Annotated in this window: 16 protein-coding genes; 11 read left to right on the top strand and 5 right to left on the bottom strand. The window is 69.5% G+C overall.

Annotated features, from left to right (window positions below):
• The first annotated feature begins 31 nt into the window (after positions 1-31).
• On the top strand, positions 32-529 hold the full coding sequence (locus IG65_RS0110595) for a hypothetical protein (protein ID WP_156055553.1): 498 nt from the start codon (positions 32-34) through the stop codon (positions 527-529).
• Between the two features lie 154 nt (positions 530-683).
• On the top strand, positions 684-3,950 hold the full coding sequence (locus tag IG65_RS0110590; RefSeq protein WP_156055559.1) for an arabinosyltransferase domain-containing protein: 3,267 nt from the start codon (positions 684-686) through the stop codon (positions 3,948-3,950).
• Between the two features lie 5 nt (positions 3,951-3,955).
• Here the strand turns inward: IG65_RS0110590 and IG65_RS0110585 are convergent, their stop codons facing one another.
• The gene (locus IG65_RS0110585; protein WP_036523972.1) at positions 3,956-4,663 is read right to left on the bottom strand and encodes a sensor domain-containing protein; all 708 of its coding nucleotides are present in this window, start codon (positions 4,661-4,663) and stop codon (positions 3,956-3,958) included.
• Positions 4,651-5,646, bottom strand: a complete 996-nt coding sequence (locus tag IG65_RS0110580) for a hypothetical protein (RefSeq protein ID WP_231509131.1) — start codon at positions 5,644-5,646, stop codon at positions 4,651-4,653. The genes IG65_RS0110585 and IG65_RS0110580 overlap by 13 nt, the downstream gene beginning before the upstream one ends.
• A 112-nt stretch (positions 5,647-5,758) precedes the next feature.
• Here IG65_RS0110580 and lspA point away from each other — a divergent pair, with 112 nt between their 5' ends.
• The 8 genes from lspA to IG65_RS0110540 all read left to right on the top strand — a co-directional run bounded on the left by lspA (position 5,759) and on the right by IG65_RS0110540 (position 14,165).
• Positions 5,759-6,505 (top strand): signal peptidase II, encoded by a 747-nt coding sequence (lspA, locus tag IG65_RS0110575; RefSeq protein WP_051755699.1) that lies wholly within the window; start codon positions 5,759-5,761, stop codon positions 6,503-6,505.
• Positions 6,502-7,428 (top strand): RluA family pseudouridine synthase, encoded by a 927-nt coding sequence (locus IG65_RS0110570; protein ID WP_030514692.1) that lies wholly within the window; start codon positions 6,502-6,504, stop codon positions 7,426-7,428. Before lspA ends, IG65_RS0110570 begins: the two co-directional genes overlap by 4 nt.
• A 12-nt stretch (positions 7,429-7,440) precedes the next feature.
• Positions 7,441-8,100, top strand: coding sequence for a hypothetical protein (locus tag IG65_RS0110565; RefSeq protein ID WP_030514691.1), 660 nt, complete (start codon positions 7,441-7,443; stop codon positions 8,098-8,100).
• Between the two features lie 67 nt (positions 8,101-8,167).
• Complete coding sequence (locus IG65_RS0110560) at positions 8,168-9,112, top strand: ADP-ribosylglycohydrolase family protein (RefSeq protein WP_051755749.1); 945 nt, start codon at positions 8,168-8,170, stop codon at positions 9,110-9,112.
• A 66-nt stretch (positions 9,113-9,178) separates the two neighbouring features.
• Complete coding sequence (locus IG65_RS0110555) at positions 9,179-11,626, top strand: HAD-IC family P-type ATPase (RefSeq protein WP_030514689.1); 2,448 nt, start codon at positions 9,179-9,181, stop codon at positions 11,624-11,626.
• 93 nt (positions 11,627-11,719) lie between these two features.
• Complete coding sequence (locus tag IG65_RS0110550) at positions 11,720-12,559, top strand: PhzF family phenazine biosynthesis protein (RefSeq protein WP_030514688.1); 840 nt, start codon at positions 11,720-11,722, stop codon at positions 12,557-12,559.
• 243 nt (positions 12,560-12,802) lie between these two features.
• Positions 12,803-13,672, top strand: coding sequence for an EamA family transporter RarD (gene rarD, locus IG65_RS0110545; protein ID WP_030514687.1), 870 nt, complete (start codon positions 12,803-12,805; stop codon positions 13,670-13,672).
• A gap of 79 nt (positions 13,673-13,751) precedes the next feature.
• The gene (locus IG65_RS0110540) at positions 13,752-14,165 is read left to right on the top strand and encodes a VOC family protein (RefSeq protein ID WP_030514686.1); all 414 of its coding nucleotides are present in this window, start codon (positions 13,752-13,754) and stop codon (positions 14,163-14,165) included.
• 64 nt (positions 14,166-14,229) lie between these two features.
• Here the strand turns inward: IG65_RS0110540 and IG65_RS0110535 are convergent, their stop codons facing one another.
• Both IG65_RS0110535 and IG65_RS0110530 read right to left on the bottom strand, forming a co-directional pair.
• Entirely contained in the window at positions 14,230-14,847 is a 618-nt protein-coding gene (locus IG65_RS0110535; protein ID WP_030514685.1) for a class I SAM-dependent methyltransferase, read from the bottom strand.
• Between the two features lie 39 nt (positions 14,848-14,886).
• Entirely contained in the window at positions 14,887-16,263 is a 1,377-nt protein-coding gene (locus IG65_RS0110530; protein ID WP_369801509.1) for an alpha/beta hydrolase family protein, read from the bottom strand.
• A gap of 231 nt (positions 16,264-16,494) precedes the next feature.
• Here IG65_RS0110530 and IG65_RS0110525 point away from each other — a divergent pair, with 231 nt between their 5' ends.
• Entirely contained in the window at positions 16,495-17,796 is a 1,302-nt protein-coding gene (locus IG65_RS0110525; protein ID WP_369801508.1) for a serine hydrolase domain-containing protein, read from the top strand.
• 64 nt (positions 17,797-17,860) lie between these two features.
• Here the strand turns inward: IG65_RS0110525 and ilvA are convergent, their stop codons facing one another.
• Entirely contained in the window at positions 17,861-19,216 is a 1,356-nt protein-coding gene (gene ilvA / locus IG65_RS0110520) for a threonine ammonia-lyase IlvA (protein WP_030514682.1), read from the bottom strand.
• Positions 19,217-19,320 lie beyond the last annotated feature (104 nt).

The raw sequence follows: 19,320 nt of genomic DNA, 5'->3' as shown, positions 1-19,320 counted from the left end.
CGAACGCAAAGGACGAGCATTGAAGCTTCAGATGACTGGACGCATCGCGGTCGCCACCCTGGCAGTCGTGGCTGCGCTCGGCATGTCGGCCTGCGGCAGCGGTGACAAGCACTCGAGCCACAAGTCCACCACGACCAAGGCCGCCGCCACCTCGGCTGCCAACGTGCCGCCGGTGCCCACGGTCGCCGATCTGAACTCGGAGTTGGCGCAGGCGCTGGACCCGGGCGTGCCGGCCGCGCAGAAGGCGCAGTGGCTCGAGGACGGTCAGGACGCCCTGACCAAGGACCCCGAGATGATGCAGAAGCTGACCGACGCCTACCAGCAGAACAACGCCAAGATCAACGTCACCGATGTGGCGTATCTCGGCGGCGACACGCTGACCGCGAAGGTGGACTTCTCCGTCAACGGCGGTGCGCCGACCAAGGCCGACGTGCCGTTCGTCGCCCAGGACAACAGCTGGAAGCTGCAGAAGAGCTGGGCCTGCGCCGGACTGAAGAACCTGGGCCAGCAGTCGCCCGCGTGCGAGTAGTTCTCGTCGTACCGGCCCGAGTCGTCGGCAGGGCGATGACGAGGCGCTATGCCGTGCCGGAGTCACAACGAAACTAAACAAAGACTGAGAAAGGTCGGACGACTTCGCTCGTCCCGGAGACCCCGCGCTAGCATCTGCCTCCGTGACCGACACGATGGTGAGGGCGGACGACACGCCCGCGGCAGGACAGGGACACCGGGTCGACCGGTCACGACTCGCTCGCTGGGCCCAGCCGATCGCGCTGATCGCAGGCCTCCTGGGCGCCCTGTGCGCCATCGCCGTACCACTGCTGCCGGTCCAGGTCGACCACACCACGCTGTCGTGGCCGCAGCAGGGCTCGACCCGCGGCATCGACGCGCCGCTGGTCTCCTACGCCCCGCTGACCTTCGACGCCACCGTCCCGTGCGCGGCGATCGCTCAGTTGCCCGCGCAGGGCTCCACGCTGACCGCGACCATGCCGGCCGGCGCCCCGGACCTGGAGCGCTACGGTTTCGTCGCGCGGGTGCGGCCCGGCACCGACGGTAAGCCCGGTCAGTTCGAAGCGGTGCTGCGCAATCAGTCTCTGGCCAGTGTGCCGGTGGACCGGCTGGGCGGCGACTGCGCGTTCACGGTGCATTCCGAAATCTCGCACACCACAGCGACTTTCACCGGCACCGACGCGAAACCGGTGACGCTGCAGGGTGATTGGCGACCGCAGCTGGTGGGCGTGTACAGCGACCTGACCCGGGCCGCCGGAACCAGCGTCACCGCCCAGGTCGACAGCCGATTCTCCGTGGTGCCCACCGTGATCAAGCGGATCGCGACCGTGCTGGCGGTGGTGTTCACCCTCATCGCGCTGGCCGCGCTGTTCCGCCTGGACCGCCTCGACGGCCGTCGCATCCGGCGCTGGTTGCCGCAGCGCTGGTGGAGCTTCGGCGCGGTCGACGCCGTGGTCCTGGGCGGACTGGTGATCTGGCATTTCATCGGCTCGACCACCTCCGACGACGGCTATCAGTTCGGCATGGCGCGCGCGTCGCTGGTGTCGGGCTATATGGCCAACTACTTCCGGTTCTTCGGTGTGCCCGAGAACCCGGTCGGCACACCGCCGTACGACATCATCGCGCATATGACCGAGATCAGCACCGCGAGTCCGTGGATGCGGATTCCGACGCTGCTGGCCGGTGTGGTCACCTGGCTGGCGCTGAGCCGGGAGGTGATTCCCCGCCTCGGGGTGGCGGTGCGCCACGACCGGGTGGCGGTGTGGACCGGCGCGCTGATCTTCCTGGCGGTCTGGCTGCCCTACAACAACGGTCTGCGGCCGGAACCGGTGATCGCGGTCTGCGTCCTGCTCACCTGGTGTTTCGTCGAACGTGCCATCGCGACCCGGCGCCTGCTGCCGTATGCGATCGCGATCCTGGTGGCGGCGTTCAGTTTCACCGCGGCGCCCTCGGGCGTGATCTGCGTGGCGCCGCTGCTGGCCGGGATGCGCTCGGTGTTCCGCTTCGGCAGTGCCCGGGCGCGCGAGCTGGCCGCCGATCCGCGGACCGGTGAACCCCGCTCCCGCTGGGCCGTGGGGTACGGCTACGGCGCCCTGCTCGCGCCGCTGGCGACGGCCGGTGCCCTGGTGCTGGCCTTCGCGTTCGCGGTGCAGCCGCTCTCGGCGATGTTCGAGATGCGCCGCGTGCACACCGCGGTCGGCCCGTCCGACCCCTGGTACAACGACTACCTGAACTATCAGTGGCTGTTCATGCCGACCGCCGACGGTTCGATCGGGCGCCGCTTCGGCATGGTGGCGATGTGGCTGGGCCTGCTCGTCTGTGTCTTCGTCCTGCTGCGCAAGGGCGGGCGGATCCCGTTCACCGCGGGTGGGCCGGCGCGCCGGTTGCTCGGCATCACCTTCGCGTCGATGCTGCTGATGGCGACCACTCCCACCAAATTCACTCACCACAACGGCGTGTACGCCGGACTGGCCGGTGCGGTGGCGGTGCTGACCGCGGTCGCGGTCGGCCCACGGGTGATGCGGTCGCCGCGCAACCGGGCGCTGTTCGGCGCCGTGGTGGCCTTGGTGATGGCGCAGATCTTCACCAGCGTCAACGAATGGTGGTACGTGTCCAGCTACGGCATTCCGTGGTGGGACAAACCGCCGTCGGTCCACGGCTTCGGGCTGAGCAAGGTCTTCCTCGCCGTGGCAGTGGTGCTGCTGGCACTGGCCGGATGGTGGCATGTGCGCGCACCGGAACCCGGTACTCCGCACCGGATTTCGCGACCGGCGTGGCGATGGGCGAAGATCCCGCCGCTGACCGTGGCCGCGGCGCTGCTGGTGGTGTTCGAGATGGCCTCGTTCGCCAAGGGGGCGGTCGCCCAGTATCCGGCGTTCTCGCTGGCTCGCTCCAATGTGGATGCGGTACTGGGCAAACCGTGCGGGCTGGCCAACGATGTGCTGGTCGAAACCGATCCCAACGCCTCGATGCTGCCGCCATTGACCGGTGACCCGCAGACGACCTTCACCGCCGGCGCCACCGGATTCGTGCCCAACGGGGTCGGCGATCTGACCCCGGAGGGGGAGCCGACCAACAGCAGCAGTATCTCCAGCGCCTTCGACAGCGGGAAGAACCAGGGCGAGGCCGGCACCCAAACCGCCGGTGCGCCACTGCCGTACGGCCTGGACTCGGCCACACCGGAACTGGGCACCGCCGGTGAGCAGGATCCGGCCGAACTCACCACCGGCTGGTACCGGTTGCCCCCGGCCGCCGAGCGCACCGGCATCGTGGCGATCACCGCGGCCGGGCGCATTCGCTCGGTCGACAAGGACGGCGTGGTCACCCCCGGCCAGCGCGTCGAGATCGAATACGGCACCAGCGACTCACCGACCGAGGCGCATGCGCTGGGCTCGGTGATCCCGGTCGATATCGGGCCGAGACCGTCGTGGCGCAACCTGCGGGTGCCGTTCGGCCGGATTCCGCCGCAGGCCGATGTGATCCGCATCGTCGCCCAGGACAGCAGCCGCGACCCCAACCAGTGGGTGGCGCTGACGCCGCCGCGCGTCCCGCGCACCACGACCCTGCAGGACATGGTGGGCTCGCGCAGCCCGGTGCTGCTGGACTGGGCGGTGGGACTGCAGTTCCCGTGCCAGCGGCCCTACGATCACCGCGACGGGATCGCACAGGTTCCGAGCTGGCGCATCCTGCCCGATCGTACCGCCGCACACGACACCACGCTGTGGGAGAGCCACGACGGCGGCGGCCCGCTGGGCTGGAGCCAGCAGTTGCTGAGCTCGCAGACCCTGGCCACGTATCTGAAGGACGACTGGCGCCGGGACTGGGGTGAGTTGCAGCGGCTGACACCGCGCGACACCTCCGCGACCGCCGCGGTGCCCACGGTGACTCGGGAGACCCACGGCGGCATGTGGAATCCGGGCCACATCAACACCGCCTGGGGGTGAGGCCCTTACGGTCCGGCGACGCCTTCCAGTCGCCGGACCTGCTTGGTGGTGAGGTCCTGCAGCGAGGACGGGTCCACCTGCGCCGGTGCGGTTTCCGCGATCTGCACCACGCTGCTGCCGACGACGGCGATCGTGGCCGCGGAATACAGCGACATGCCGCCGCTGGTTGTGCGGATCTGGAACGAGGTCGACGTGGAACCGGCCTTCGGCTGATCGAGCCCGCCCAGCCGGTAGTCGACGGAGGTGCCGTCGGCGTCGGTGCCGGAATAGCTGCGGCAGTCGCGCAGCAGCTTCTGCGCCGCCGCGAACGCCTGCGCCGCATTGCCGTCGGCGTAGCTGGCGATATCGATATCGATGCTCGCGAAGTTCGGCGACGAGTAGTGCACCGCGCCCCGGGCGGACGGCCCGCTGTACAGATCACCCACGGGTGCCAGCACTTTCGCGCATTCGGCCGGATCGGTGCGGGAGCGGTCCGGCGGCGTCTGCCCGTTACCGGCCGAGGCGTCCTCGAGCTGCGTGAAACCGGGGGGAAGATCGGCCGGAGTGAGCAAGTGCGCCCGCAGCGCATCGGAATCGGTGACGGCCGGGGCGGTGATCGGCGGTACGGTCGCCGTCGCGGGCAGCGACGGCAGCGAATCGTCGTGGTGCCCGCATGCGCTCACCCCGACGACGACGCCCGCGAGCACGACCGCGGCGCGATTCACTCGCCCCATCGCACCTGCGTCCGGACGTCCTGGCGCAGCAGCACATCGGTGTGCGGATCGCGGTAGCACTGATTGCCGCCGATGGTGATCGCGCCCGAAACGGGAAGCGGCAGGCCGAGATCCACGGTGATGGTGCCCGCACCGTGCATCAGGTAGTCGATGATGTCGAGGTCGCCCGAATTGTTGGGCAGCTGCCAGGTGGCCGTTTTCGGCGTCTGGGTGATGTCGAGGGCGATGGTCAGCAGATTGCCGTCGCGCTTGGTGAGCGTCGCGGTCGTCATCTGGTCCAGCGGAACCACTCCCGAGACGCGCTGATGCACCGTCCACACCGCACCCTCGCCGACCGCGTCGGCGGGGAAGGCGATCGCCTCGTACACCGCCTGGTAGAAGGCTTGTTCGATGGCGGCGCGCGCGGTGTCGGGCGTCGACGGGGCCGGTGCCATCCGCAGCGCGGTGACGGCGCCGAGGTCGGTGAACTCGATGCCGGCGTGGGATCCGTCGGCCGCGACCAGTTGCTGATCCAGGGCCGGGTCCGGTGACGTGGCCGTGCCGAGGACGAGGTCCACGCCGTCGGCCTTCGCGTCCGCGGTCAGCGGAATGGCCACCGACGGCGGTGAGAAGTCCCGCACCGCCTGATCGTTGATCTGTTGTTCGACGTGGTGGTCGGTGCGCAGGGTCACCTGCTGGGAGGTGCCGGGGCGCACGGCCGGGCGCAGCGGAGCGTGCGGTTCCTCGCCCGGAGTGACCAGGGTGGCGACCGCGGCGGAGATCGGCAGGGTGACCTCCTTGCCGAAACCCGAGGGCTCCACCTCGGCGTCGCTGGTGGCCTCGGTCCCGTCGCTGCAACCGACGCCGAGCGCGGACAGGGTCACCGCCAGCACCATCAACAGCACTCCCGAGCGCGCCGCGCGCGGATTCGGGCCCCGGCCGGACGCGCCCGCGGGGCGCGGACCGGTCACCGAGGCGCAGGAGTGGGAAGACAACACCGTCACGCCGAACAGGGTACGACCGGTTCCTGAAAAACAGCTTTGACTCCCGTCCGGCCACGCGCTGGGTGACAGCACCGCGAACCGGCGATGACGTGATAAGGAATGATGTCTAGCTGTGAATACGGACCGGCCGCGTGAGCAGCACCTCGACGACCCCGACGAACCCCCGCGCGAATCCGCGGCGGATCGGGGCGCCGACCGCGACGACGGATCCGGCACCCGCGGCGACAGCGCGGATTCCGCGACGGCGCCGGGCGGCTCGGGCGCCGGCGCTCCCGGCGATTCCGCGACGAACGGGACCTCCGGCACCCCGGCGGCCTTCCCGCGCCGCCTGCCGTGGCTGCTGTTGATCGCGGCCGTCGTGCTGGCCGTGGACCTCGGCACGAAGGCCCTGGTGGTGGCGAAGATGACGCCCGGCGAACCGATTTCGATCTTCGGCGACGTGGTGCGGCTGACCCTCATCCGCAATTCCGGCGCGGCCTTCTCCATGGCCACCGGCATGACGTGGCTGCTGACCCTGATCGCGGTCGCCGTGGTGATCGGGGTGATCCGCATCGGCCGCACCCTGCGCTCGCTGAGCTGGGCGGTCGGTCTCGGCCTGGTCCTCGGTGGTGCGCTGGGCAATCTGGTGGACCGGCTGTTCCGTTCGCCCGGCCCGCTGCAGGGACATGTGATCGACTTCATCGCCGTCACCAAATGGTGGCCGGTGTTCAACGTCGCCGATTCCTCGATCGTGTGCGGGGCGATTCTGCTGGTGGTGCTGACGGTGTTCGGATTCGAACCCGACGGCACCCGCGCCGGCCACGACGATGACGAGGGCGCCCGCGCCGGTGACGATCAGGACGGGAAGGCGGGCGAATGAGAGAGACACGAGCCATGCCGATCCCCGACGGTCTGGACGGCATGCGGGTCGACGCCGGACTTTCGCGGCTGCTCGGCCTGTCACGGACGGCGGTCGCCGCACTGGCCGAGGACGGTTCGGTGCAGATCGACGGCGCCGCGGCGGGGAAGTCCGATCGGCTCGTGGCCGGGGCCTGGCTGGAAGTGGAGTTCCCGGAACCGAAACGGGAGCTCACCGTCGAGGCCACTCCGGTCGAGGGCATGAAGATCCTCTACGCCGACGACGACATCGTCGCGGTCGACAAGCCCGTCGGCGTCGCGGCGCACACCGGTGTCGGCTGGTCGGGTCCCACCGTGGTGGGCGGACTGGCCGCGATGGGGTACCGCATCTCGACCTCCGGCGCGCACGAACGCCAGGGCATCGTGCACCGGCTCGACGTCGGCACCTCCGGGGTGATGGTGGTGGCGCAGTCCGAGCACGCCTACACGGTGCTGAAGCGGGCCTTCAAACAGCGCACGGTCGACAAGCGCTATCACGCGCTGGTGCAGGGACATCCGGATCCCTCCAGCGGCACCATCGACGCCCCGATCGGGCGGGCCCGCGGCAACGACTGGAAATTCGCGGTCACCGCCGACGGCCGGCCCAGCGTCACCCACTACGACACCGTCGAGGCGTTCCAGGCCGCGAGCCTGCTCGACATCCACCTGGAGACCGGGCGCACGCATCAGATCCGCGTGCACTTCTCCGCGATCCGCCACCCCTGCTGCGGTGATCTCACCTACGGCGCCGATCCGCGACTGGCCGAGCGGCTGGGTCTGCAGCGGCAGTGGTTGCATGCGCGCAGTCTCGGCTTCGCCCATCCCGCCGACGGCCGCTGGATCGAGATCACCAGCGACTATCCCGACGATCTGGAGCATGCCCTGGATGTGCTGCGCGCGGTGTGACGGGTGCGGCCGGTGAGTGAGAAGTGGCGCCCCGCAATCGGTTTCGCGGTCGTGGTGGTGCTGCTGATCGCCGTCGTGGTCCTGGGCTGGGCGCGGCCGCCGCGCGCGTCGGTCCTCGGCACCGACCGGCTCGGGCCGGACTCCGGTGAACGCGTCGCCGACTATCTCGAGCGCGCGCACGAATCGCTGTCCGGCGCCGACACCGCCCCCCGCTGGGCGCTGGTGACCTCCGATACCGGCCTGAACACCGATGCCGTCGTCGACATCGGTGCGGGACTGCGTATTTCGCAGGTGCTCTACCACATTCCGATCGAGCGCGTGTATACCCCGGTGATCACCGTGCCGGTTCCGGCCGGGACCGCCGCGCTGCGGTCCGCGCAGGCGGCGGCCGCCGGCGCGATGGATCACGTGCAGGCCGACGACGACCGCTCCCGGCGCCTGGCGGCGGTGCTGGCCGCGCGGCTGCACTCCGGCTGCGCCTGTGCGGTGAACTTCGTGGTCCGCGGCACCCTCGCCGAGCTGCGAGGTCTGGCCTCGCGCAGCGGGATTCGCAGTGTGCAGGCGCTGCCGCCGGATGCCTCCGCGGGCGCGTTCGCGGTGGTGCCGCTGCTGCCCGAGCACGTCGACGTCGTGGCGCCGGGACCCGACGACGGCCCGATTCCCGACCACTGAGGCCGGCCTGCGCTGTCGGTGCCGCGCGGCATAATCGAGGCGGCGGGCGAGGGGAGAGGATGTGCCGGTGGATCGAGACGCAGGGCAGCGGGACCGGGCGCAGGGGGTGCTACTGGGGACGGCCGCCGGTGACGCACTGGGCGCCGGATACGAATTCACCCATCCGGCACCGGATTCGGTGATCGAAATGCGCGGCGGCGGCTCGCTGCGGTGGGAACCGGGGGAGTGGACCGACGACACCGCGATGGCGGTGGGTATCGCGCTCGCGGCGGCCGAACACGGTGCGCTGCACCACCCGGCGGGCCTGGACGCCGTCGCCCGGGAGTTCGTGCGCTGGTGGGACAGCCGGCCCAAGGACGTCGGATATCAGACGAGTCAGGTGCTGCAGTGGCGCAGCGCCGACGCCGCCGATATGCGCCGGCGCTCCTTCGAACTCGACGGGCTCACCGGCGGCAACGGATCGCTGATGCGCACCGCGCCGCTCGCCCTGTGCTATCTCGACGACCCGGACAACTGCGCCCGCGCCGCCCGGGCGGTGAGCGAACTCACCCACAGCGACGTCCGGGCCGGTGAGGCGTGCGTGCTGTGGTCGTGGGCGATCCGGCATGCCGTGCTCTACGGCGACTACGACGGCGTGCGCGGCGGCCTGGCCTTCGTTGACGCCGATTTCTGGGCCGCGGTACTGGACGAGGCCGAATCCGGCACTCCCGCGGACTTTCCGAAGAATGGCTGGGTGGTGCACGCGCTGCAGACGGCGTGGTGGGCGATCACCCATACCGAATCCCTGCCGGCCGCACTGGAAGCGGCCGTGCGCGCGGGCGGCGATACCGATACCACCGCCGCCGTCGCGGGCGGGTTACTGGGCGCCCGCTGGGGTGCGTCGGCGATTCCGCCGCAGTGGGTCGCGCTCCTGCACGGATATCCGCGGCTGCGCGGCGACGATCTGGTCGCGCTCACCCGCCGCATCGTCGATCGCCGGATCGCACCGCGCGTACGGCCGGATGCCGGATGATTGCCCGCCTGTGGGGCCGGGACCGCGTGCCGTCCGATTCGCCGGAAACGCTCTAGGCTGTCGGACATGTCGATCACCGAGCAGCAAGCGCGCGCACCGGGCCTGACCGCGGCCGAGGTCGCGCAGCGCGTTCGCGACGGGCAGACCAACGATGTGCCGGATCGGGCGAGCCGATCGGTTGCCGACATCGTCCGGGCCAATGTGTTCACCCGGATCAACGCCATCCTCGGCGTCCTGTTCGTGCTGGTCCTGGCCACCGGATCGATCATCGACGGCATGTTCGGCCTGCTGATCGTGGCCAACAGCGTGGTCGGCATCGTGCAGGAGCTGCGCGCCAAGCGGACCCTGGACAAACTCGCCATCGTCGGCCAGGCCAAACCGGTGGTGCGCCGCGACGGTGCCGCCACCGAGGTCGGCCCGAAGGATGTGGTGCTCGGCGATCTGATCGAGCTGGGGCCCGGTGACCAGATCGTGGTCGACGGCGAGGTCGTCGAATGCGAACTGCTCGAGATCGACGAATCCCTGCTCACCGGTGAGGCCGATCCGATCGACAAGTCGGTCGGCGCGAAGGTGATGTCCGGCAGCTACGTGGTTGCCGGATCGGGCGCCTACCGAGCCACCAAGGTCGGCAAGGACGCCTATGCCGCGCAGCTGGCGCACGAGGCATCGAAGTTCACGCTGGTCGATTCGGAGCTGCGCAGCGGTATCGACACCATCCTGAAGGTCATCACCTACCTGCTGATTCCGGCGGGTCTGGTCACGATCTACAACCAGCTGTTCTCCAGCCATCAGAACTGGCAGCACGCGCTGAACGGTATGGTCGCCGCGCTGGTCCCGATGGTGCCGGAGGGCTTGGTGCTGATGACCTCGATCGCGTTCGCGGTCGGTGTGGTGCGGCTCGGCCAGCGCAAATGCCTGGTCCAGGAGCTGCCCGCGATCGAGGGCCTGGCCCGGGTTGACGTGGTCTGCGCGGACAAGACCGGCACCCTCACTGAGAACGGGATGCGGCTGTCGGAACTGCGGGTCGTCGGCGATGTGCCGCAGGACCGGTTGCGCTCGGTGCTGGCCGCGCTCGCCCACGACGATCCGCGTCCCAACGCCAGCGTGCTCGCCATCGCCGAGGCCATGACCGAGGATCCGGACTGGTCGTCCACCGCGGTCGCGCCGTTCAGCTCGGCCAAGAAGTGGAGCGGCATCTCCTATGGCGAGCACGGGAACTGGCTGCTCGGAGCGCCGGATGTGCTCCTCGACCCGGATTCCGGCATCGCCGCCACCGCACAGGACATCGGCGCGCAGGGGCTGCGGGTGCTGCTGCTGGCCTCCTCGGATCGGCCCGTCGACGATCCGGACGCGCCGGGCACGGTGACGCCGCAGGCGCTGGTGGTGCTGGAACAGAGGGTTCGCCCGGACGCGCGCGAAACGCTGGATTACTTTGCCGGCCAGGACGTCTCGATCAAGGTGATCTCCGGCGACAACGCGGTGTCGGTGGGCGCGGTGGCCTCCTCGCTCGGCCTGCCCGGTGGTGAGCACGCCGTCGACGCGCGCCGATTGCCCACCGCCCAGGCCGAATTGGCCGATGTGCTGGACCGCGAAACCACCTTCGGCCGGGTCCGCCCGGATCAGAAGCGGGCGATGGTGGGAGCGTTGCAGTCGCGCGGGCACACCGTCGCGATGACCGGCGACGGCGTCAACGACGTCCTGGCGCTCAAGGATGCCGATATCGGTGTCGCGATGGGATCGGGCAGTCCGGCCACCCGCGCGGTCGCGCAGATCGTCTTGCTGGACAACCGTTTCGCCACCCTCCCGTACGTGGTGGGGGAGGGCCGGCGAGTGATCGGCAATATCGAGCGCGTCTCGAATCTGTTCCTCACCAAGACGGTGTACTCGGTCCTGCTGGCCTTCCTGGTCGGCGTGGCCGGCATCGGATCGCAGATCTTCGATTACGCCCCGCTGTCGTATCCGTTCCTGCCGCGGCACGTCACGATCGCCGCCTGGTTCACCATCGGCATACCGGCCTTCATCCTGTCGCTGGCTCCCAACAACGAAAGGGCGCGAACGGGTTTCGTCCCGCGGGTGCTGCGGCTGGCGGTACCCTCCGGCACGGTGATCGGGGTGATGACCTTCATCGCCTACCTGATCGCCTACTGGAGCGCCGACCAGAGCCTGCCGACCGAGGCGCGCGAGGTGCAGATCGGCACGACGGCGCTGATCACGCTGCTGGTGATCGCGGTGTGGGTGCTGGCGATCGTGGCGCGGCCGTGGAACTGGTGGAAGATCCTGCTGATCGCCGGTTCGGTCGCGGGTTATCTGATCCTGTTCACGGTGCCGTTCACCCGCCACTTCTTCAAACTCGACCCGTCGAATGCCGAGCTGACCGGGGTGGCGTTCGCCTGCGGCGCGGTCGGCGTCGTGCTGGTGGAGGTGGCGTGGTGGGTCACCGCGATGGTGACCGGTGAACAGCGGCACCTGTTCCCGGATTCGCCGGGCCGGAAGCCGCTGGGGCGCAAGGACTGAGCCGCGTCGGCGCGTCAACTGGTCGCATGGTATGGCGCGCCGTGAACGTCCTTGTGCCACGCATCGATTCGCAACGCGGGTACCTTCGGCAGTATGGAGGTCCTGCTGCATCAGATCGATGCGTTCGCGGATGCGCCCTTCACGGGTAATCCGGCCGCGGTGATGCCGCTGCTCGGCTGGTTGCCCGACGAGCTGCTGCAGCGACTGGCCGAGGAGAACCGGCTGTCGGAAACGGCCTTCTACACCTCGGCGCTGCCGGTGGAGGCCGGATTGCCGCCCGGTGACGGCCCGGCCTTCTGGCTGCGCTGGTTCACTCCGGCCACCGAGGTCGACCTGTGCGGGCACGCCACCCTCGCCACCGCGGCGCAGATCTTCGACGATATGCATCCCACCGCCGACCAGTTGTACTTCTACACCCGCAGTGGCTGGCTCGGGGTGAGCCGCAGTGGCGACGAGCTCGAACTCGATCTGCCGCTCGTGGAATCCGTGGACACCGTCCCGGACCCGGATCTGATCGCGGCCCTCGGGGTGCGGCCGCTGCGCGTGCTGACCGGACAGGACGAGGTGGTCGTGGTCGCCACCGAAGCGGAAGTGATTCGTGCCCGCCCGAATTTCGCCGCCTTCCCGGTGCTGCGCCGCGGGGTGATCCTCACCGCACCCGGCGACCGCACGGATTTCGTTTCCCGCTTCTTCGCCCCCGGCGTCGGTGTCGACGAGGACCCGGTCACCGGCTCCGCGCACGCCCAGCTGGCACCGCTGTGGGCCCGCGATCTGGGCCGCGGCGATCTGTCGGCCCGCCAGCTCTCCGCCCGCACCGGCCGCCTGCGCTGCACGGTCAGCGGCTCGCGCGTGCTGCTCACCGGCCGCTGCCGCCGCTACCTCGACGGGGTGGTCCGCCTGCCGCAGACGGAAATCCTGCCGACCTCGCCCTGAACGAATCCGCTCCCGGCGCCGGATCGGGCCGGCGATCGTCGGGCGCCTGTGACCGCGGCGGTCCGCGGCCGTGCCGACGAATGAGCGCGTGGTCCGAAACCGGCTCGACAGGCATTACCGGATGGAAGTAGCGTGCGGCTGGTGCGGGTGCGTGGATCGGTGAACGACGTGGAGGAGGCGACCGGCGCGGGAGGTGCCGCCGGGGGCCGAGGACGGTGGGGGCGCTCTCCGGCCGGTGGCGGTGTGGCGGTCGGCGCGGGGGCGTATCTGATCTGGGGCATGTTCCCCGCCTTCTTCGGATTGCTCGGTTTCGCGGGGCCGGTGGAGATCCTGGCGCAGCGGATTCTGTGGACCCTGGTCGTGGTGCTGGTGTTGCTGCTGGCGGCCGGGCGGTTGCGCGAACTGGGAGCGATCGACGGCCGGACCTGGCGGCTGGCGGCGGTGGCCGCGACGGCGATCTCGATCAACTGGGGGACCTACGTCTACGGCGTGACGTCGGGGCACGTGGTGGAATGCGCGCTCGGCTACTTCATCAACCCGCTGGTCACGGTCCTGTTCGCGGTGGTGCTGTTCCGGGAGCGGCTGGTGTGGCCGCAGTGGGTGGCGCTCGGGCTCGGCGGCGCGGCGGTGGTGGTGTTGACCGTCGACTACGGCAAGCCACCGGTGATCGCGCTCGTGCTGGCCTGTTCCTTCGCCACCTACGGTCTGGTGAAGAAGGTGATCCGGCTCGACCCGATGCGCAGCGTCGCCGCCGAGGGTGTGGTGTCCGCGCCGTTCGCGCTGGCGGTCGTCATCGCGCTGGGGGTGCGCGGGGACGCCGAGTTCGGGCACGGCGCCGGCCACACCGCCCTGATGGTCGCCACCGGCCCGGTGACACTGATTCCGCTGTTGCTGTTCGCCTTCGCCGCCTCGCGGGTGCCGCTGTCGACCATGGGAATTCTGCAATATCTCACTCCCGCACTGCAATTGGCGTGGGGTGTGCTGGTGGGGCACGAGCCGATGCCGGCCTCGCGCTGGATCGGATTCGGGCTGATCTGGACGGCTCTGGCGGTATTCACCGCCGACGCGCTGCACCGATCCCGGCGCTTGGCACGGCGGGACGCGCTGGGTTAATGTCGGATTCGTGGCGATGCTCCCGTAGGCCGACGAGTACCGGTCCGGGGTCGGGATCGTCACTATCAGAGGAGAAATCCTGTCCATCCAGTTCAACCACACCATTGTCGGCTGTCGTGACAATCGGGAATCGGCGCAGTTCTGGGCCGATATTCTGGGACTGAGCGTGGGAACGCCCTGGGGGCCGTTCATTCCGGTCACCGTGCACAACGGTGTCACCTTCGATTTCGCTCCGGTCCCGCCGCATATCACCGAGATTCAGCCGCAGCATTACGCCCTGCTGGTGTCCGAATCCGAATTCGACGCGGCCTACGCGAAGATCCGGGATCGGGGCCTGAGGTTCTGGGCCGATCCGCGGCAGAGCCGGGAAGGCGAGATCAACCACAACGACGGCGGTCGCGGTATCTATTTCCTCGACCCCAGCGGTCACTACATGGAGTTGCTGACCGTGCCGTACGGCGGATGGCCCGCGGCGACCGGCGAACACCGATAGTGTGCGACCGGCGGCCGAATTCGCTTCGGCCGCCGGTCTTTTCCTCGATCGAATTCCCCCGTTGTCAGGGCGAAACCGCGATACCCAGCGACAGTGCGGCGAAGGTTTTCGGTGCCGGAGAATCGTAGAACCGATCCATTTCGGTGATCTCGAATCCGGCCTCGTCCAGTAATCCGCGGATATCGCGATTGAGGTGGCATCCACCGGCGATCACCTGCTGAACCGGATCGAGCCGATGCTGCCAGGCACGCACGTTCGCATCCGGTGCCAGCCCGTGCTCGACGAAATGAAATGTGCCGCCGGGCAGCAGAACTCGCCGCACCTCCCGCAGCGCGACGGCGATATCGGGAATCGTGCACAGCGTCCACGTCGACAGCGCGCTGTCGAAACTGTTGTCCGCGAACGGCAACGACTGCCCGTCCAGGCCCGCCCGCTCCACCGGCACCGGCGAGTCCGCGACCCGCGCCGCCGCCAGTCGCCACCCCAGATCCGCCGGCTCCACGGCGCTGACGCGACTCACCCCGGCGGGGTAGAACGGCACGTTGCGACCCGAGCCGAATCCGATCTCCACCACCCGGCCCCGCAACCCCGCGCACACCCGTCGGCGCAGCCGATCGTTGGCCGGCACTCCACAGACCCGATCCGTCAACCGCGGCAGCACCCGCTCGCTGTAAATTCCCACCCTCTCACTGTGTCAAGTCGCCCTGCGCGCCGCTACCCGTCAGGGCACGGGGGTGACGTATTTGCCGAGCCATGTGGTGATGTAGCTCAGCACCTCGGGTGCGATGGTGGTTTCGATGGTCGGGTATTCCTTCGGGCTGCCGGTATCGGCCGGCTGCATCAGATGGTTGAGGCCGTCGAATACGTGGACGTCGGCATTCGGGTTGCCCGCCAGATCCGCCCGCGCGGCCGGGGCGCTCTGGGCGGCCGGAACCTGCATGTCCTTGGTTCCGTAGAAGGCCAGCACCGGAATACGCAGTGCCTGCAGGGCCGGCGCCGGGTCGTAGTCGACCAGGGCCTGGAAATACGGGGTGGTCAGCTGATCGATCGCCGATTGCGGCTGCCGCTGCTCCGGTGGCAGGGAGTCGTTGTGCTCGGTGGCGAAGCGGCGGATCTGTTCGTCGTCGCCGGCGCGGATCAACGTGGTCAGGGTGGTGATGTAGCCGACCTGCTTGCGGATGGCGTCGGCGTCGGCGTGCTCGCTGCGCAGCAGCAGGTCGTTCTGCGCGAGCAGCACATCCGAGCCGGAGACGGCCGGTCCGGCCATCATGATCACGAAGGCGAGCCGGCTGTCGGGGCGGGTGGCGGCCAGCGGCGCGAGATAGCCGCCCTCGCTGTGGCCGAGCAGGCCGATGTGGTTGCCGTCGATATCGGGACGGCTGCGCAGATAGCCCAGCCCGGCCATGATGTCGTCGGTCAGGTCGGTGTAGCTGCAGGTGTCGAGTTGGCCGCCGGTGCCGCCCACGCCTCGGTCGTCGGTGCGCAGGACGGCGTATCCGGCGCGCGTGAGGGTATCGGCGAGCAGCAGGAACGGTTTGTGCCCGGCGATCTCCTCGTTGCGATCCTGGGGGCCGCTGCCGGTCACCAGGACGACCGCCGGGAACGGTCCCGGCCCGCGCGGCCGGGTGAGCGTCCCGGCGATGGTGATGCCGTCGCTGCGATAGGTCACGTCCTCGGAGAGGTACGGCCACGGCGGGTGCGGCTCCTGCGGGCGCAGCGGAGCCGGCACCGTCCCCCGATGCATGGTCAGTGCCAGATCGTGATCGGACTGGGTGAAGGTTCCGGTGACGGTATCGGCGCGGCGGTCGTAGCGGCCGGTGAAATGCGGATCGCCCGGCAATCCGGGGATCGTGAAGGCGATCGCGTCCGGGTTGGTATCGACCTGTTCGAGCGGCAGATCGAAGATGCCCTGCGCCGGAACCGTCACGCTCCCACCGTCTTCGGTGAAGGTCACCCCGATCGGCAGCTGCTGGTTCGGCAGCGGCAGGACGCCGTTCCAGTCACCGATGACGGGGGCCGGGCGCGGCGTCGCGGTCACCTTGTCGGAACTCGAGCAGGCGGCCACCAGGGCCACGGCGAGCAGCGTGGCCACTGCCACGATCAGATCCCGATGCCGCCGCGATCTCGGCGGTGTTCCCGCCCAGCCGCGGGATTCCGGCAATTCGGACCTCGTTGACCGCAACGATCGCATGTCTCAACCATGACACACCGCAGCGGGTGTAGAGGTGTTTCGGCAGGTCACGACACTGGGTGGGCATGTGGTCCGAAGATCACGGACAGGGTCGGCGCCGTGTGCGGTCCGGCTCGAACCGGTCTCGGGGGTGTCACTGTGCGGACAACGTCGTTGCCCGCACAACGGTACGCCCGTACCGTAGGGTATGTGAGCAACGACGCTTTACCCGCAGGTTCTGCGGCTCTGCCCGCAGGTGTGCGTGGCTCGGCCGCGGTCGAGTTCGAACCCTTGGTGCGCAATTTCGCGCGTATTGTCGGGGGCCGTGCCGGAGCCGGAGGCGGTCTGACCGTGCTTCGGCACGGTGAGCCGGTGGTCGATGTCTGGACCGGCTACTCCGATCTCACCACGCCCTGGACCCGCGATACGGGTAGCGTCGCGTTCTCCGCGACCAAGGGCATCGCCTCCACTGTGATCCACCGCCTGGCCGACCGCGGCCTGATCGACTACGCGGCGCCGGTGGCCGAATACTGGCCGGAATTCGGCGCGGCCGGAAAGTCGCGAATCACGGTGGCGCAGTTGCTCACTCACTGCGCAGGACTGTCCTCGCTGCCGGGTGTCGCCGGCGGACTGGACGAGGTGCTCGACCACGAACTCATGGAACACCGGCTGGCCGCCGCCGCGCCGGACCGGTTGCTGGGGGTGCCGGCCTACCACGCCCTCACCTATGGATGGCTGCTGGCGGGACTGGCCCGCGCGGTCACCGATACGAGTATGCGCGAGCTGTTCCGCACCGAAGTCTCCGAGCCGCTGGGCATCGACGGCCTGCATCTCGGGCGCCCGGCGCCGGACTCGACCACCACGGTCGCCGCGCTCGCCGGTTCCCGGCTGGCGGTGGCCGGCACCGCACTGGGTGCCCTGCTCCTCGGGCAGGCCGGGCGTTTTCCGGGTCCGCCCGGCGCCGCGATTCGTGCGCTGTTCCTGCCGGGCGTGCATGCCCTCTTCGACGGTGACGAGCCGTCGATCCTCGCGACCGAAATGCCCGCCGGCAACGGCGTGTTCACCGCGGGCGCACTGGCCTCGGTCTACGGCGTGCTCGCCGACGACGGCATGATCGCCGGTCGCCGGTATCTGTCGGCGCAGACCATGCGTCATATCCGGCGCGTGCAGACGCGCCGGCTCGATCACGCCCTGTTCTACTTCCCGATGATGTGGCATCTGGGCTATCACACGTTCCCGATTCCGGGGGCCTCCTCCGGATTCGGCCATATCGGCCTGGCCGGATCCTTCGGCTGGGCCGAACCGCGGCTGGGCCTGTCCGTCGGCTTCGTGCACAACCGGTTCACGCCCCAGTCGTTCGTGTGGGATCAGCTGGCCGCGGCCTGGGTGCTGCCGCTGGTGATTCGCGGCGCGCGGGCCATGCGCGACGGCCGTCGTTCGTCGCAGCGCCGCGCTGCCTGATCGGACGCCGAACTGCCCTGTGCCGCAGAACATCTCGCGGCACAGGGCAGTTCGTTCGTAGAGATCAGGTGAGGTACTGGTAGGTGGGGGAGTCGGGATCCAGCTGCTGGCATTGGATCGGCGAGGCCTCCATGCGCGCCAGCAGTGCGTCCAGGCCGGACGGCGCGCCCAGTTCGATGCCGACGAGTGCGGCCCCGGTCTCCCGGTTGTTGCGCTTGACGTATTCGAAGAGGGTGATGTCGTCGTCGGGGCCGAGCACCTCGTCGAGGAACCGGCGCAGCGCGCCGGGTTCCTGCGGGAAGTTCACCAGGAAATAGTGTTTGAGGCCCCGGTGCACCAGTGACCGTTCGATGATCTCGCCGTAGCGCGAGATGTCGTTGTTGCCGCCCGACAGCAGGCACACCACCGTCGACCCCGGCTCGATATCGATCTCCGCCAACGCCGCCACCGCCAGCGCACCCGCCGGTTCGGCGATCACACCCTCGTTCTGGTACAGCTCGAGCATGGCGGTGCAGATGGCGCCCTCGTCGACCTGCATCATTCGGAAAGAGCCCGCGCCCCTGGGGGATTCGGTACCGATGAGCAGCGGCAGCGACGCATGCGACACCACGCGCCCGCCGAATTTCGAGACCGTGGCATAGGGCAGGTCGCCCACCCGCCGCACGGCCGCGCCGTCGACGAACGGATCGATCTGCGGCAGCGTGACCGGACCGCCCGCGACGAGGGCGGCCGTCATCGAGGCGGCACCGGCCGGCTCGACGCCGAGGATGGCGGTGGCCGGCGAGCGGTCGCGCAGATAGGTGCCGATGCCGGCCAGGCACCCGCCGCCGCCGACGGGGATGATCACCAGATCGGGAGCGCTGGGCAGCTGTTCGAGGATCTCCACCGCCACGGTGCCCTGCCCGGCCGCGGTGCGGGCGTCGTCGAACGGCGGGACCATGGTGGCGCCGGTGCGGGCGACGTCGTCGGCGGCCGCCGCGGCCGCCGCGTCGAAGGTGTCGCCGACGGCGATCAATTCCACGAAATCGCCGCCGTGGGCGAGGATGCGGTCGCGCTTCTGCTTGGGTGTGGTGGTCGGTACGTAGATGCGGCCCTGGATCCCCATCGCACGGCAGGCGAAGGCGACCCCCTGGGCGTGATTGCCGGCGCTGGCGGTGACGACTCCGGCCGCGCGTTCGCCCGCATCGAGCTGAACGATCAGGTTGTAGGCGCCGCGCAGCTTGTAGGAGCGGACCGCGGTGAGGTCCTCGCGCTTGAGGTAGACGTTCGCGCCGGTGGCCGCCGACAACCGCTCGATTCGCTGTAGCGGCGTCGGCTCGACGATGTCGGAAATTCGCTTGGCGGCCGCGTCGATCTCGTCCGCGCTCAGTTCGGGCAGCGGAGCGGATACTTTCTCTACGACATCCAGCGGTTCAGACACCCGAACATGCTATCGGTCGCGCTCGGTCCGGCGCGCGGCAGTTTCCGTAGCGGTCCGGAACGCCCGGAAACCGGCGACGCCCGGACCGTAGGCCGGGCGTCGCA

The sequence above is a fragment of the Nocardia sp. NRRL WC-3656 genome, assembly GCF_000720265.1.
GTDB classification, from domain to species: Bacteria; Actinomycetota; Actinomycetes; order Mycobacteriales; family Mycobacteriaceae; genus Nocardia; species Nocardia nova.
The sequence above is the reverse complement of the archived record's forward strand: the minus strand, read 5'-3'. Positions and strand labels throughout refer to the sequence as shown.

Coding starts and splice junctions, on each gene's coding strand:
- IG65_RS0110595 (WP_156055553.1), top strand. CDS start 32: ATGACTGGACGCATCGCGGTCGCCACCCTGGCAGTCGTGGCTGCGCTC.
- IG65_RS0110590 (WP_156055559.1), top strand. CDS start 684: ATGGTGAGGGCGGACGACACGCCCGCGGCAGGACAGGGACACCGGGTC.
- IG65_RS0110585 (WP_036523972.1), bottom strand. CDS start 4,663: ATGGGGCGAGTGAATCGCGCCGCGGTCGTGCTCGCGGGCGTCGTCGTC.
- IG65_RS0110570 (WP_030514692.1), top strand. CDS start 6,502: ATGAGAGAGACACGAGCCATGCCGATCCCCGACGGTCTGGACGGCATG.
- IG65_RS0110555 (WP_030514689.1), top strand. CDS start 9,179: ATGTCGATCACCGAGCAGCAAGCGCGCGCACCGGGCCTGACCGCGGCC.
- IG65_RS0110550 (WP_030514688.1), top strand. CDS start 11,720: ATGGAGGTCCTGCTGCATCAGATCGATGCGTTCGCGGATGCGCCCTTC.